Raw genomic sequence first — 14,342 nt, 5'->3', positions numbered from 1 at the left:
GGCCGCACCTCGCCCCGGCGAGCCGACGGTGACGAGCGACCGGGGCGCCCCCGCCCGATGAGCGGTGTGCCCCGGTCCGACGAGCCTGCGGTGATTCAGAGCAGCCAGCGGTTGCGGTTGACGACGGGGAGCCGCGCCCAGGCCCTTCCCAGCCCCCAAGTGGCGCCGGCGCCCGCGGCCGCGAGGGCGATGAGGACGAGGGCGTAGACGAGGTGGTAGTCGGCGAACGGGTTGGTGGACATGCTCGGCGAGCCGTCGGACAGGTGCTGGGCCGGCGGCCACTCCGCGATCCACATCAGCGCCATCATGGCGGTGCCGGCGACCGCGGCGAGCCGCAGGCCGATGCCCGCGGTCAGCGCGAGGCCGACGCCGAGCAGCCCGAGCATGAACAGCCAGTTGGCCCAAGTGGCCCCGGCCCAGTCGTGGAAGGTGGACTCCATCGGGCCGACCGCCACGCCGCTGAGGAAGCCCCTTGTCGGCGATCCGCCGTCGATCCAGCCCTTGCCGGACGGCGTGGCGTAGCCGAAGCCGAAGGTCTTGTCGAGGAACGCCCACAGGAAGACGAAGCCGGTCAGCAGGCGGAGGCCGGCGAACACGTACGCACGGGTCGCGGTCGCCGCGGCGCTCGTCTCGGCGGCGGAGGCGGGAGCCGCCCCCGCCCTGCGCAGGGACGGGAAGCGGAATCCCGATTGCCGGTGTGGGTGGTCGTGCACTGCCATGATGCTCATCCCTTTCGAGGGGTGCGACGCGCGGAATGTGGACGACTCTCGTTGCGCCTTCAATGTCCCGCGTCGTCAACGCCCGGCCGAGGGGCTGCAGGGCCCGGCAGGCGGGCCGAACGGCCCTCTGCCTGGGCCCCGTTGGCATCGGTCAGCCGTCCCGGGCCCAGTCGGCGACCTCCGGCAGGTCGGTTCCTTGGCGTGGTCGTCGTGCCAATCTCCTTCTAGCCGCGCACGTGCCTGTTCTTGTGGCCGGTAAGGCGGTGGGCGAGACGGTGGATCAGCCACGGGTGGCCGTGGTGGCGAGGATCACCGGTTTGTCGGCGGTGAACAGGCCGTCGTGCTCGAAGTCGGTCATGCCGTGCGGGTGCTCCTCGCTCGGCATCGGCCCACCGTTGGCGTGCGGGGTCGCACCGAGCCTGCGTGCGCCACCCGGGATGCAGGCCAGGATGTCGGCGACGGGGCGGCCGTGCTCGTCGAACAGCTCGGGCACGACGTGGCTGGGCACGCCGCCCGGGGAACAAGAACGGGGCCCGTCCACGGCGGGCCCCGCGGTGGTGACCGGCTCGGTCAGCAGAGGGTTCGCCGTGACTTGGATCCGTCCGACGGACAGATGGTCCGCGGCGCGTCAGTGTCCGTCATCCGGTCACGGCACGAGCACGACAGGGCAGTGGGAGTGCTGCAACAGGACGTGTGCGACAGGGCCGACCGGTGGACCGACCCGGCCCGCACGCCGACGCGTGCCGATGACCACGACGCCGGCCTCACGCGTGCCCGCCAGCAGGGCGGGGGCCGCGCCGGTGCGGACCGTGCGGCTGTCGACCTCGACCTGGGGATACGCCTGGCTCAGCCGGGCGATGCCGAACCGCGCGACGGCTTCTTCCGCCCGGTCGTTGCGGGCCTGGCGCGGGTGGCCGGGGCTCGTCGCGGCTACCAGCGACGGCAGTTCGGGTGTGATGTGCCGGTGCGTCGCTGCGTGCAGGACACGCAGCCGGGCCCCGCGCCGCGCCGCTTCCTGGAAGGCATAGACGGCCGCGGCCTCATCGGCGTCGCTCTCCAGACCGAGCAGCACCTGACTCCCCTCGCCGCAGGGACGGTCCCCGCGGGCGACCAGCAGCGGACTGTGCACCTGGGCGGCCAGGCGCCGGCTCACCGACCCGGCCAGCAGGCCCGAGACACTGCCGAACCCCCGGGTGCCCACGACGGTGAGGGCCGCGTCCTCACTCTCCCGCGCCAGCGCCCGCACGGCGCCGTCCTCAACGGCCTTGGTCTCCACCGGCAGACCCGGGTGGCGCTCGTGCACCCGTGTGGCGGCCGACGCCAGAACCGGCCCCGCCTCGTCGCGGTCGGCCACGGCGTAGACGATGCGCAACGCGGTGCCGCGGCGCACCGCTTCCTCGGCGGCCCGGTCCAAAGCACGTACGGCAACCAGCGCCCCGTCCACTCCGACGACCACATGACGATCAGTCATTGCCCTGTTCCCTTCTGTTGTGTACGCGGGGTTGTCACCACCTGGCGTCCCCGAGGGCGATGACGAACTCGCCACCGGTCGACGCGGCGTCGATCCCACGGCGGGTCCACGAAGAATGCTCATCGTCCGCGGATGCTGCGTGCAGAGGCCGAGGGAACCCCTCGGCACGCCTTATGGCCCGCCCCCTCGGGACGTATGGCCCCGGGCAGGCCCCGCCCGGCCGGGTCAGAGGGAAGCCGGGAAGGAACAAGAACACGTTCAAGCGGTGAGGTCCACCCCGTACAGGGTGCGTCCGCCGATGAGTTCACGCCCGGTGACTTCGGGCTCGATGCGGACGAAGACGTCCTGCGGCGCGGGCACCCAGGAGACCGGCCGGTGCGGGACAGTCGTTCGTGTTCAGCAGGGTCGGTCACCACCGTGGCCGAGCCTGTGACGACAACCCTCCAGCCGCAGTGCCGGGACGCGTCGACGTCGCCTGCCTCGAAGGCGACCACCGCGCCGTCGATCGCGCGGACCGGATCCGAGGCTGCGAAGGTGCGCGGCAGGACCGCGCCGTTGTTGTCGAGGCTGAAGTTGACCGGCAGTACGGCGGGCAAGGCCCACCGCGTGCAGACGATGCGGCCGACGGGTGCCTATGGGGCCCTGGCCTTCCGGGAAGGTGCTCGTACGGCCTGGGCCAGTGGGCTGCTTCACGCCCGCGCGTCGGGCGCGGCAGCTCCACCCGAACCGAGCAGCAGGGCCGCCCGGCCCACCCGTCACCTCGCTTTGCCCTGTTGTCCAAGACCATGTCCGTCGCCACGCGCTGACGGTCGGGCCGGGGGGTCACCTGCTCGGCAGCGCCTCATCGAGCAACGCGCCCGGGGCGCGCCGCGGAGTCGCAGCGCCTTCGGGGCCGTATCCGAGGCGGATGATCATCTGAACATGACCGGTCCGCCCGGGCGTCGGGCTCAGGGAACGGCGCAGGTCCGGCCACTCCAGCGCCTGGTGCAGCAGGGAGGCCCGCAGACCATGAGCCGTGGCGAGGAGCCACACGTGCTGGAGCGCCTGTCCGGCCCGCAGCCAGTCGGCGCGGCGGTCGTGCTCGGTGATCAGCGCAGCAACGATGGGTGCCGCCTCAAAGGGCCGGGCGACCAGCCGCTCGGTGTGCCGCTGCGCGGTGAAGTCACGCAGGGGAAGGTATTCGCGGGCGTCCTGGGGGCCGAGCACCGACTGCGGCAGGCCCACATCGGGAGTCGGATGCAGGTCTCGGTGCACCCAGCGGTTGCTCTCAGCAACGCGGTCCGTGTCGACGCGGTTGCGGCGCTCGGCCTCCGCGGTCAGTCGCAGCAGGCGCGCCGTCTCGACGGGATCGGGAAACCACAGCCGCGCGCCCTCCACACGGGCGGCTTCACCGAGTTCACTGCGCAGGTACGGAGCCGGCGGCCGGCCCGAGAACGGCAGACGGCTGCTGTGCCTGCGCCAGATGGCCTCGTACAGGTCGACACGGTGCCCCGTCGGGCGCCGGGCAGCGGACCCGGCCAAGCGCACGATGGCGAGGAGGCCGGGGTCCTCCGGAGAGGGCAACAGGCGGCTGACCGGCGACCATCCGGCGTGCGCGATCGCGACCCGGAGATTCACCAGGCACGCCCCCACCGAAAGGTGCAGGGCTCGACCTGCCGGGTCCGTGTGCCGCAAACCGCGTTCAGGTACGGCACGCACCTGGAACGTGGCCGACTCTGCGTCCAGGTGGAAGCGCCATGGCTGGGTGTTGTGGATCGAGGGCGCGGCGGCCGCGGCCGTCACGCAGTTCTCCGGAATCATGGCGCCAGGGGTTGTGGTGTGCATGATGCCTTCCTCACGCGTCGGCGTAGGACAGGGGTGCTGTCCTACGAGCGTGGGTGCCCGGCCACGGCCCTGGGGAGGGGGCCGATGGTCCCACCGCCAGGCCCGGACGGGCCACACCTCACCGAGTGGGCGGCATGCGGGAACACCCCCGCGATTTCCACCTCCGGTCCCCGTCCCGGCACGGCGGAGCGGCCCACATCGGCTGCGAGCCGGCCCCTGGAGACGCGCAGCCGCCACCGGTCGGAGGTGGCGGACCACGGGTCGAGCACGCCCCCGCCGTGCTGCCTGCTCGGCCCATGCCCAGGCTCGTTGGCGGATCTCGGCCGACGATCAAGTCAGGACGCATCGAGAACAGCTCCGCCACAGGGTGCCGATGGGCCCGGCCGGGGGGCCGGCAGGCCCGGCCATCGGGCCGGGCGGCCCATCCCCCCGGCACACGGCACTGGCGCACGCTGGGGGTGCAGGTTCGTACGCCCTGAATGGAGGCAGGTCATGAACGCTCCCGCCACGGCCGGCATGGTGCAGGCGCTGCCCATCGAGCACCGGCAGCGTCTGATGCACTTTGCCCGGGAGGTGTCGTTCCCCCAGGGCACCCGCCTCTTCGAGGAGGGCGGCCACGCCGACCGGTTCTGGATCATCCGCACGGGCACCGTCGCCCTCGACATGCACGTCCCCGGGCGCCGGGCCGCCGTCATCGAGACCCTCCGCCACAACGAACTCATCGGCTGGTCCTGGATGTTCGCCCCGCACACCTGGCACCTGGGCGCCGAGGCGACCAGCCCGGTGCGCGCCTACGAGTTCGACGCCTCCGCGATCCGCTCGATGTGCCGGGAGGACCCCGCGCTCGGCGCGAGCGTCGCCCAGTGGGTGGGCGGCGTCCTCGCCCACCGCCTGCGCTCGTCCCGCACCCGGCTGCTCGACCTGTACGCCCCCTACGGCAGCGGCAGCCGGCTCTGAGCACCTCACGAGTCGAAGCGACAGCGCCCCCAGGAGGCATGATGCAAGGCAGCCCGCCGCACACCGCACCCGCTCGGCGTGGTGGCATCAAGCGGCAGAGGCCGTGATCGGCAGTCCCCGATCACGCGGCGAGCCTGTGAGGCGCCGGCCGGGCGTCGTGCGCCTGACGCGGTGCGACGGCGACCGGGCAGGCGGAGTGGTGGGCGCTCACCCGCAGGCCGGGGCGCCGGTCGCGTGCCCGCTGAGCGGCGGCGCCGACGCGGTCCTGGGCCATGGACAGCGCGGCCGGTTTGCCGATGTCCCGGGCGAGGGCGGCACCCTCGTACCGCTCCCACAGGCAGGCGTACACCACCCGCAGCGGCACTCCGTGCAGCGCGGCCCGGCCCGCGCCATGAAGGGCCGGCGTACCAGGCGCTGGAAGGAAGGGAGGCGGCTTTGCCGGACCCGAACCGCCCTTTCGGGAGGCCCGGGAGTCGTCGGCGGCCGAGCAGGAGGAGGCCAGTCAGGACGAGTGGCAGGTGGCAGGCCGTCGCGGATGCCGAGGAGGAGCACCTGCACCGGCGGCGCGCCCAGAGGGAAGGCAAAGGCTCGTGACCGTCCGAATCGGCGCCGACTACCGAAGTCGAAAAGCGGGAGAAGCCGATGACGTCCAGGCGCGGATGCTGCTTCAGACGTGGGGCACAACGGCGACGGGGCAGCCACCGTGGTGCAGCACCGCGTGAGTGACCGGACCGGTATGGATACCGAGACGGCTGTCCCGTATCCGGCGCCCCACCACCACCAGAGCCGCCCCGGCAGCGGCACGGACCAGTTCGGTGGCCGCCCGGCCCTCGGCGACCGTCTCGGTGACGGCGACCTCCGGGAACTTCTCGCACCATGGGCGCAACGCCGCGACCACGGCATGCTCGTGCTCCGCGAGGATTTCCGGGCCGGCCGGCGGGACGACCCGGTCGGCGGTGTGGTACCCCGGCGGGACGGTGAAGGTGTGGACCACGCGCAGCGCGGCGCGACAGCGCAGGGCCGCCTCGAAGGCGAACTCGATGAGGTCGTCGCAGGGTCGGCCGGTGTCGAGGCCGAGGACGATGTCGCGGTACGGGAGCGCGGGGATCTCCTCCGGGGACACACCGTCGGGGGCCGGTAGGTGTTCGGCGGCGGAACTCTCACCTGCCCGGACCAGTATGACGGGGCGCGGGGACCTGGCGAGGACCCGCTGGGAGACCGAGCCCAGCAGGAAGCCCGTGGCACCGCTGAGACCGCGGGAGCCGAGCACCAGGAGGTCGGCGCGTTCCGCCGCTTCGAGCAGGGCGGCCACCGGCGATTCCTTCACCTGCTGGTCGGCGATGCCCAGCGCGGGGTGCGCGGCACGGACACTGTTCGATGCCGCTGCCAGTATCTGCTCGGCCCGGCCGCGCTCGGTCATGTCCATGGGCACGTGGGCCGGAAGGCGCGTGTGCACCTGCCAGGCGTGCACCAGCCGCAGCTCCGTGCCGCGGCGCAGGGCCTCCCGGGCCGCCCAGTGCGCGGCGGCGAGGCTCTCGGGAGAACCGTCGATCCCTACGGCAACGTGTCGATCCATGACCTGTGCCTCCTCTGTGTCCGTGTGTCCACTCTGAAGCCTGCTACGAACACCTGGACGTGAGCAGGGACCAGAGGTCCCTTTCCTCGGGCTTCACGGCCCCACGCTTCCATGCCGTGATTCGGGGAGGTTCTCCCGCGCTGCCGACCATGGCCGATGGGCGCCGACGACAAGGTCGCGGGCGTGATCTCCGAGACCGACCTGATCCTCCGGCAGGCGGCGCAAGCCGAACGGGACCGGGGACGCGGCTTCCGGCTCCCGGCACTACGTCGCAAGACGCGGCGCGCGACCGCCAAGGCACTTGCCACCACCGCGGGGCAGCTGATGTCGACGCCCGCGATCACAGTGCACCCGGAACAACATGTCACGGACGCGGCCCGGGTGATGGAGCGTCATCACGTCGAACGACTGCCCGTGGCCGACGAGGAGGACCGCCTCATCGGCATCGTCACCCGCCGTGACCTGCTGCGGGTCTTCCTGCGGACCGACGACGAAATCTGCCAGGAGATCATCGACGAGGTCCTCACCCGCACCATGTCCCTGCCGCCCCACACGGTCATCGTTTCCGTCGGCATCCGGCAGCACCTGCTGGACGGAACCTTCGACAGTGCGCCGGCGCACCGCTACGGACGGGTGGGCGGTCGCCGCATCGAACGGGGAGACTCGAACCATGCAGAAGCTCTCACTCGACGCCGTGGCCCACCAGCACCTGGAACGCGCCACAGCCGCATCCACCGGACGCAGTGCCACCACCGTGTACGGCGGCCACGAACACGCTCTGCGCCAGACCGTGCTCGCGCTGACCGCAGGCACCGCCCTCGCCGAGCACGAGAACCCCGGCGAGGCAACCCTACTGGTGCTGCGCGGACGCATCCGGCTCACCAGCGGTGACACCGCCTGGGACGGCCGGACCGGCGACCTGATCGCCATCCCCCCGGCCCGCCACGGCCTTCAGGCGATCGAGGACGCCGCAGTGCTGCTCACCGTTGCCAAACGCAGCTGACGCTCGCGTCCGCCGAGCAGTAGGGCCGCTCGGTCCCCGGCCCGGTGACTCTCGCCCGGCCACTTCCGGATCTCGCCCCGCGGGGCCTGGAGTTGAAGGCGTCGGCCCCCTACCTCGCGGGGTGGCGGATGCGTGTGGTCCCCGCACTCGGCCATCTGGCGGTACGGATGATCAGCAACGCGTCATCGACCGCACCGTGGAGAACTGGATCGCCGACGAACACGACGCAGGCATCCAGGTCCACGTCCTGCGACGCATCGCAGGACACCGGTCCCCAACCGGTCCCCCAAAAGAGCTAGGCCGTACCGGACTACTCCGATACGGCCCCTTGCTTCACGACTCTCACGAGTCGGGACGACAGGATTTGAACCTGCGACCCCTTGACCCCCAGTCAAGTGCGCTACCAAGCTGCGCCACGTCCCGGTGCGCGGTTCCGCCGGTTTCCCTGGCTGAGCGCGCAAGAGAACATTACCTCACTCTGCGGGGTCGTCGGACGCCCGGCCTGCGGCGCGGTGGCACGCGGGGCACACCGCCCGTCGCCGGCGGAGGCGGGCGAGGGACAATTGCGGCATGGACAAGGCACGCAGAGACCGCGACGCCGAGGGCCGTGCGCGCAACGCCCGTCCCCGGGACGGGCTGGGGCGCCCCCTCCCCCATGGCGCGCCCGGCGTGGAACGCCAGCCGGAGGGAGTGCTGCGCACTCCCGCCGAGACGCTCTCCGAGGCGCAGCAGCTGCTCGACGCCGGGATGCCGTTCCATGCGCACGAAGTGTTCGAGGACGCCTGGAAGTCCGGCCCCGAGGAGGAGCGCGAGCTGTGGCGCGGCATGGCCCAGCTCGCGGTGGGGCTCACCCACGCGGCGCGGGGCAACACCGCGGGCGGCGCCCGTCTGCTGCTGCGCGGGGCGGACCGGATCGCCGGCTTCCCCCCACATCACGGCATCGACGTACAGGGGCTGACCGGCTGGGCCCGTGAGCTGGCGGGCCGGCTGACCGGCCCCGTGGACCCGGCTTCGGAGGCCCCGCGGCTGCGCCTCTAGCTGGATCGCATCGCGCCTGGGGGGCCGCAGCCGAAGCGGGGCCGCCGGGCGCACCGCAGGCGCCTGGGCGGCCAGGACAGCCCATGTCGCCGCCGAGTCGCTCCAAGAGCCGCGCGCTCGCCTGGACGGAGAGCAGCACGCGGCCCGATGCAGGTGAAGATCCGATGCGGGTGAAGAAGAGTGCGGCGCGCGTGACCCGAGGAGGTGCCGCCACCCGCGGGACAGCTCCCTGGCGGACGCCGAAGTCGGCAGGCCGGGGTTCGCGTTGTCGTCGGCGGGCCGGGAGAGCGAGAGCGGACGGTCCGGCTCAGGCGCTCCGCACGGTCCGGGCGAGCCGGATGCCGAGGTCGTCGATCGCGAACGAGGGGTGGCTGCGGCGTCGCACGGAGGCTCCGCAACCGCGCGCCGACTCGGCCCAGCCGCCGCCGCGGAAGATGCGGTAGGAGCCGTAGACCTCCTCATCGTAGAGGTCCCAGCACCACTCCCACACGTTGCCCAGCATGTCGTACAGGCCCCACGGGTTGGGCTTCTTGCCGCCGACGTCGTGGGCCAGGCCGCCGGAGTTGTCCGCGTACCAGGCGATGTCGTCGATCTCGCCGTACCGGTAACCGCTGGTGCCCGCCTTGCAGGCGTACTGCCACTCCGCCTCGGTCGGCAGCCGGTAGCCGTCCGACGCCCGGTCCCAAGTCACGTCGCCAGTGCGCGCGTCGTGGGAATAGGCGTTGCCGAGCCCGGCCCGGACCGAGACCCGGTTGCACAGCTCGATCGCGTCGAACCAGCTGATGTTCGTCACGGGCGCGGCTTCGCTCGCGGCGGGGAGGACCACGGGCCCGGCAGTGGAGCCGGCATCGGGATCGGGCCAGGGGGCGGCATCAGCTCCGGTCACGGCGCGGTGGAGGCCCCTGGTGACGGGATACGTGCCGAGCAGGAACGGAGCGAGCTCGGTGCGCCAGCGGGTGCCGCGCCGGTCGTCGCGGAGTTCCACGGCACCACCGGGCACAGGAGTCATCCAGGGGGCCGCCGGGTCGTCGGTGGACAGGTGCACTCGGTGGGCCTCTCGTTCCGGGGCGACCGCCGGACCGTCGATGGGGCGTCGCCGGGTCCACGATACGGGGCACGCACTCAAGTGCCGCCGCTTATCGGGTAATTGATGGGGCGTCAGAGCAGACTCCGCAGCACGGCGGCGTGGCTGCGGTCCGGCTCCTTGGACGCCGTCAGCAGCGTCACCGGCCCTTCCGCGGCGAGGGTGCGCAGTTTCTGCAGCGCGTCGGCGGCGTCGGGTTCGGCGAGCTCGGCCTCGTAGCGTCGCCGGAACTCCTCGTACTCCCCGTCCGGCCCGTGATACCAGCGCCGCAGCTCCGACGACGGCGTCAGCGCCTTGGGCCACTCGTCGACGTGCGCCGCGTCCTTGCTCAGGCCGCGGGGCCAGAGCCGGTCGACCAGGACCCGGAGGCCGTCGTCCGGGCCGGGCTCCTCGTAGACCCTGCGAACCTTCGTCGTGCCACTTCCTCGTCGCATGTCCCCAGGGTCACAGGACCGGGCCGCCCTGGCGACCGACGACCCACCGGGCCGGGCCCGCGTCCGGGCCTCCACTGCTGCCGCAGGCCGTATCAGAGGTCGCGAGACCAAGGAGTGGCGTGAAATCGATTGCAGAAGACTCGGGCAACACACAAAGACCTACGAAGCTCCTGCTCCGTGCGGCATTGCCGGGTGGTGCGGACATGGGGCGACGACAGGGCGGCGCCGCTTCAGTCGGTGGGGCTGCGTACGACGCTCGAGCCGGGCGAGAGCACGGCGGGGCCGGCCTGGCGGCCGGGCCCGAGCCGGACGGGTCCGGGCCGGGGTCCTGGTCAGCGTGGCGGTCCGGGGGTGCGCCCGACCCGGTGCGTTGCGCCCCGTGTGGGGCGGGGCCGGGCGGGGGTCGGTCGTAGGTGCGGCCGGCCCGGTCCGGTGCCGTTGCACCCCTGGCGGGGCGTGGCCGTGGCCCGGTCCGGTGCGTGTCGCCCGCAGCGGAGATCAGTTGACGTGGGCCGCGATGGCCCGCGCGCACGCCAGGGATTCGGTGCGCGTCGTGTCGACCTCCACGTCGTAGGTCACCCCCCGGTGAACCGCGTCCGCCTGTGAGGCGGCCATCCCCTGGACCCGGTCTCCCCGGGCGATCTCTCGGCCGGCGGCGACCGTGCTCTCGCATCTGACACCCACCCACAGCACGGGCAGATCGCCCAGTGCCTTCTGCCACCGCTGCTGTGACGCCGCTCCGCCGAGGAAGACGTCGTCGACGATGATTCGCGCGCCTGCGCGGGCCATCGCCACGATGCCCTCGGTCCAGGCCGCCTCCAGCGCCCTGAAGTCCCCGCCGACGCTCACTCGGCCGTCCGCCGCCACCTCGAGCCCCGCGTCCGACGCCTGCATCTCCGCGGGCAGCGCGTCGACGAACGAGTCGACCCCGAACGCCGGCCAGGGATCCGGCAGTACGGCCTGGAGGCACCGCACGATCCCGGACTTCCCCGAGCTTGAACCGCCATTCAGAATGATCATTCGAGTGGTCACCGCGCCACAGTAGGGGCGCCTCCCCGGGACGCGAAACGCATTTCGTATGCCGCCGCGCGCCCCCGCCGGGGGCCGGGGCGCGCGGCGGGGCAGGTGGGGCTACTCCATGCCGGACGTCTGGATCGCCTCGCTCGCCACGCTGCGGCCGGCGCACGCCGCTGTTCGACACGACGGCCCAGCGGTGGTACGCGCCCTGGGTACAGGCCGTGGCCCCCCGCATCGAGCTGCCCGCCCTCGCCTGGTCCGGGGAGTCACCCGGCGTGCTCACCGCCGAGGCGGCACGGGCGGCGAACCTGCCCGCCGGCATCCCCGTCACCACGGGCACCATCGACGCCTGGGCGGAGGCGCTGAGTGTCGACGCCCGACGGACCGGCGATCTGATGCCGACGCACGACGACGATGTTCCTGATCCACACTGCGCCGAAGCCGCTGACCGGCCCATCCCTGTCGGGCCCCGTGGAAACGCTTCCCGGCACCCGGAACCCGGCCGGCGGCATGGCGACCTCCGGGGCCGTGACGAGCTGGCTGCGCGACCTGGTCGGCGCCTCGGGCGGCATGGCCACCTCCGGGGCCGTTTCAGGACCGCTGAACCCTCGGCGTTCCCCGGCCTCCTTCCCCCGCGCCGCCCGGGCGCCACGGGGCCGAAGGAGGCCCACCCGGCGCATCATCTTCGTCCTCTGACTAGCTCCGACCCCGCGAACAACGGCAGCATGGGGAACAGCGCGGTACATGACCGCGTACGGAGGCGGTGCGCGTTGTCACGGGCGAGTTTTGCGTTCTGCGGGGCCGAGCTGGCCGCTGTCTACGTCCTCACCGAGGGTGGCGACGAGCTGCGGCTGGCCGAGGCCGTCGGTGACCGCGGCGGGACGTACGGGATGCCGGCCGTCATCGGCCTCGGCAGCCGCTCCCCCGCCACGGACGCCTACCGCGCCGCCCGGCCGCTATGGCTGAGCCCCGCGGAGCTGGCCGCGTACGCCTCCGGCGACCCCCGTGGAGTGACCCCCGTCGGCCCCGGGACGCTGCCGCCCAAGTTCTCGCTGGGCGCCCTGCCGCTGGGCCATGGGGCCGCCAAGCTGGGCTCCCTGGTGGTCGCGGGCGAGACGGGGGACGGGTTCGACGCGGACCGCCGCAGCCTGCTGGAGCTCTACGCCGATCAGGTGGCCGCCGGGCTCGAATCCGTGCCGGCCCGTGTCGTCGGGCGCTCGGGGCCCAGGACGCCTCCGGGGCCCGCGCTGGTACCGCTCCACAGCGGCGCGTTCACCCTGACGCTGGAGACCGGGCACATGGAGGCGGACGAGCGTGTGCTGGAGCTCCTCGGGATCGCCCCGCAGGACTTCGACTCGCGGGTGGAGACGCTGTTGTCCTGCGCCGTCCCGGACGACATTCCGGCGCTGATGGCGGTGGTCGAGCCCGGCCGGCTGTCGTCCTCCGGCGAGCAGCTGGCGTTCCGTATCCGCAGACCGGGCGGTGAGCTGCGCTGGCTGGGTCTGCGCTGCCGGCTGCGCTTCGGCGCCGACGGCATGCCCGAACGGGTACTCGGCGTGGTCGCGGACGCCGTGTATCTGCGCCCCACCGACGACGAGGTCGCCATCGTGCAGGGGTTGTCCGCCCGGCTGGCGGGGGCGAGCACCGTGCGGGACGTCAGCCGTATGGTCGTCGACGCTCTGCGTCAGCCCTTGGACGCGAGCCGGATCGCCGTAGCGGAGCTGGACGCCGACCGGCTGCTGGTCACCATCCTCGACCCGCCGGAGCCCAAGGCGTGGCCGGGCGTGTGGCAGACGGAGTGGCGGTCCGAGTGGCCTGACGCGTCGTGCCACTCGCTGCCCACGCTGCAGAACGCGCTGCGGGACGGCCATATGAGCCTGTGGCCGCCCGGCGCCGACCTGGAACCTGGTCTCATCGGCATCGGCCCCGGCGGTCTGGCGGTCGTCCCGCTCCCGGCCGACGGACGCCTCATCGGCGTGTGTCTGGTGGGCTGGGACACCGAGCACGAGTTCGCCCCTGAGGAGCGGTCGTTGCTGACGGCGGTCGCCGGACTGGTCGGCAACGCCCTCAGGCGTGCCCACGCCCTGGACGCGGGGCACGAGCTGGCGAGGATGCTCCAGCGCAGCCTGCTGCCCCGCAAGCTTCCGGTGCTGCCCGGCGGCGTCGCGGTCGCCCGCTATCTGCCCGCGACCGTGGGGCTGGAGGTCGGCGGCGACTGGTACGACGTGATCCCGCTGTCCGACGGGCACGTGGCACTCGTCATCGGCGACGTGCAGGGGCACAGCGCCGCAGCCGCCACCATCATGGGCCAGATGCGTACGGCGGTCCGCGCCTACGCGGTGGAGGGCCATCCCCCGGACGTGGTCGTCTCGCGCGCCAACCGGCTGCTCGTCGGCATGGAGACGGACCTCTTCGCCACCTGCCTGTACGTCGATCTGGACATGGAGGAGGGCATCGCCATCTTCGTCCGGGCCGGGCACCTGCCTCCCTTGCTGCGCCATCCGGACGGCAGGACCGAGGAGCTGGTGGTGGAGGGCGGGCCGCCGCTGGGCGTGCTCGCGGACGCCGAGTTCACCATGACGGAGGCGGGGCTGGTCCCCGGCACTTTGCTGACGCTGCTCACCGACGGCCTGGTGGAGTCCTCGCACCTTCCCCTGGAGGACGGCATGCGCCGCGTGGGCGAGGCCCTCGGCGCCGCGGACCCGTCGGACATCGGGCGGGTCGCCGACGAACTCCTCGGTACCGCCGACGGGCGCGACGACGACGTCGCGGTGCTGCTGATGCGCTACGACGGGTCCCGGGTGCGTCCGCTGCGGACCCACTGGACGGTGTGGCGTCTCACGAACGCCGTGCTCCATGCCCGGCGTTTCGCCGCGCGCACGCTGCGCTCCTGGGGAGTGGCGGACGAGGTGGACATCGCGCTGCTGGTGGTGTCCGAGCTCGTCACCAACGCCATCGCCCACACCCAGGGCGAAGTGGGACTGGACCTGACGCTGTCGTCGGACCGGCTGCGGATCGCCGTGAACGACACCTCGCCCCGCTCCCCTGTGATCCCGGCGGACCTCGACTGGGAGGCGACGGGCGGCCGCGGTCTGCTCATCGTCGAGGCGACGACGGCGTCCTGGGGTTCGCTGCCGCTGAGCGGCGGCAAGCAGGTGTGGGCGGAGATCGAGGTGTCGGCCACCGGGAAGTGACGTCGGGCGCCGGGAAACGACGGGG

At 72.8% G+C, this 14,342-nt stretch carries 12 protein-coding genes, 1 tRNA gene and 3 pseudogenes; 5 read left to right on the top strand and 11 right to left on the bottom strand.

Annotation, left to right across the window (positions count from 1 at the left end; translation table 11 throughout):
* Positions 1–95: 95 nt before the first annotated feature.
* The 5 genes and pseudogenes from MDN94_RS22985 to MDN94_RS22965 form a co-directional block, all read right to left on the bottom strand.
* Positions 96–719, bottom strand: a complete 624-nt coding sequence (locus MDN94_RS22985) for a hypothetical protein (RefSeq protein WP_482727759.1) — start codon at positions 717–719, stop codon at positions 96–98.
* A gap of 227 nt (positions 720–946) precedes the next feature.
* Positions 947–1,104: pseudogene (locus MDN94_RS22980) on the bottom strand (phosphoketolase family protein); the annotation flags it as partial.
* A gap of 261 nt (positions 1,105–1,365) precedes the next feature.
* Positions 1,366–2,190: a universal stress protein gene (locus tag MDN94_RS22975; protein ID WP_482727758.1), complete on the bottom strand. Its 825-nt coding sequence runs from the start codon at positions 2,188–2,190 to the stop codon at positions 1,366–1,368.
* A 258-nt stretch (positions 2,191–2,448) separates the two neighbouring features.
* Positions 2,449–2,822 (bottom strand): annotated as a pseudogene (locus MDN94_RS22970) (pyridoxamine 5'-phosphate oxidase family protein); the annotation flags it as partial.
* A 190-nt stretch (positions 2,823–3,012) separates the two neighbouring features.
* Complete coding sequence (locus MDN94_RS22965; protein WP_482727757.1) at positions 3,013–4,014, bottom strand: Acg family FMN-binding oxidoreductase; 1,002 nt, start codon at positions 4,012–4,014, stop codon at positions 3,013–3,015.
* Positions 4,015–4,506: 492 nt separating this feature from the next.
* Between MDN94_RS22965 and MDN94_RS22960 the strand changes: the two genes are divergently transcribed.
* Positions 4,507–4,971, top strand: coding sequence for a Crp/Fnr family transcriptional regulator (locus MDN94_RS22960; RefSeq protein ID WP_482727756.1), 465 nt, complete (start codon positions 4,507–4,509; stop codon positions 4,969–4,971).
* A gap of 121 nt (positions 4,972–5,092) precedes the next feature.
* Here MDN94_RS22960 and MDN94_RS22955 read toward each other — a convergent pair whose 3' ends face one another.
* Positions 5,093–5,335, bottom strand: a complete 243-nt coding sequence (locus MDN94_RS22955; RefSeq protein WP_482727755.1) for a hypothetical protein — start codon at positions 5,333–5,335, stop codon at positions 5,093–5,095.
* A gap of 303 nt (positions 5,336–5,638) precedes the next feature.
* Positions 5,639–6,547, bottom strand: a complete 909-nt coding sequence (locus MDN94_RS22950; RefSeq protein WP_482727754.1) for a universal stress protein — start codon at positions 6,545–6,547, stop codon at positions 5,639–5,641.
* A 156-nt stretch (positions 6,548–6,703) separates the two neighbouring features.
* Between MDN94_RS22950 and MDN94_RS22945 the strand changes: the two are divergent.
* Positions 6,704–6,964, top strand: a pseudogene (locus MDN94_RS22945) (CBS domain-containing protein); the annotation flags it as partial.
* Between the two features lie 253 nt (positions 6,965–7,217).
* Complete coding sequence (locus MDN94_RS22940; protein ID WP_482727753.1) at positions 7,218–7,550, top strand: cupin domain-containing protein; 333 nt, start codon at positions 7,218–7,220, stop codon at positions 7,548–7,550.
* Positions 7,551–7,899: 349 nt separating this feature from the next.
* Here MDN94_RS22940 and MDN94_RS22935 read toward each other — a convergent pair.
* A tRNA-Pro gene (locus MDN94_RS22935) sits at positions 7,900–7,973 on the bottom strand.
* 147 nt (positions 7,974–8,120) lie between these two features.
* On the opposite strand from MDN94_RS22935, the gene MDN94_RS22930 reads away from it, so the two are divergent.
* The gene (locus MDN94_RS22930; RefSeq protein WP_482727752.1) at positions 8,121–8,588 is read left to right on the top strand and encodes a DUF309 domain-containing protein; all 468 of its coding nucleotides are present in this window, start codon (positions 8,121–8,123) and stop codon (positions 8,586–8,588) included.
* A gap of 307 nt (positions 8,589–8,895) precedes the next feature.
* On the opposite strand, the gene MDN94_RS22925 is transcribed toward MDN94_RS22930, so the two are convergent.
* The 3 genes from MDN94_RS22925 to cpt all read right to left on the bottom strand — a co-directional run bounded on the left by MDN94_RS22925 (position 8,896) and on the right by cpt (position 11,126).
* Positions 8,896–9,597 carry a formylglycine-generating enzyme family protein gene (locus MDN94_RS22925; protein ID WP_482728214.1) on the bottom strand — a complete coding sequence of 234 codons (702 nt, stop codon included), beginning with the start codon at positions 9,595–9,597 and terminating at the stop codon, positions 8,896–8,898.
* Between the two features lie 149 nt (positions 9,598–9,746).
* Positions 9,747–10,106, bottom strand: coding sequence for a DUF488 domain-containing protein (locus MDN94_RS22920; RefSeq protein ID WP_482727751.1), 360 nt, complete (start codon positions 10,104–10,106; stop codon positions 9,747–9,749).
* 498 nt (positions 10,107–10,604) lie between these two features.
* Positions 10,605–11,126 carry a chloramphenicol phosphotransferase CPT gene (gene cpt / locus MDN94_RS22915; protein WP_482727750.1) on the bottom strand — a complete coding sequence of 174 codons (522 nt, stop codon included), beginning with the start codon at positions 11,124–11,126 and terminating at the stop codon, positions 10,605–10,607.
* A gap of 767 nt (positions 11,127–11,893) precedes the next feature.
* On the opposite strand from cpt, the gene MDN94_RS22910 reads away from it, so the two are divergent.
* Positions 11,894–14,317, top strand: a complete 2,424-nt coding sequence (locus tag MDN94_RS22910) for a SpoIIE family protein phosphatase (RefSeq protein ID WP_482727749.1) — start codon at positions 11,894–11,896, stop codon at positions 14,315–14,317.
* Positions 14,318–14,342: the final 25 nt, after the last annotated feature.

The sequence above is a fragment of the Streptomyces sp. WAC00040 genome, from assembly GCF_056835925.1.
The sequence above is the reverse complement of the archived record's forward strand: the minus strand, read 5'-3'. Positions and strand labels throughout refer to the sequence as shown.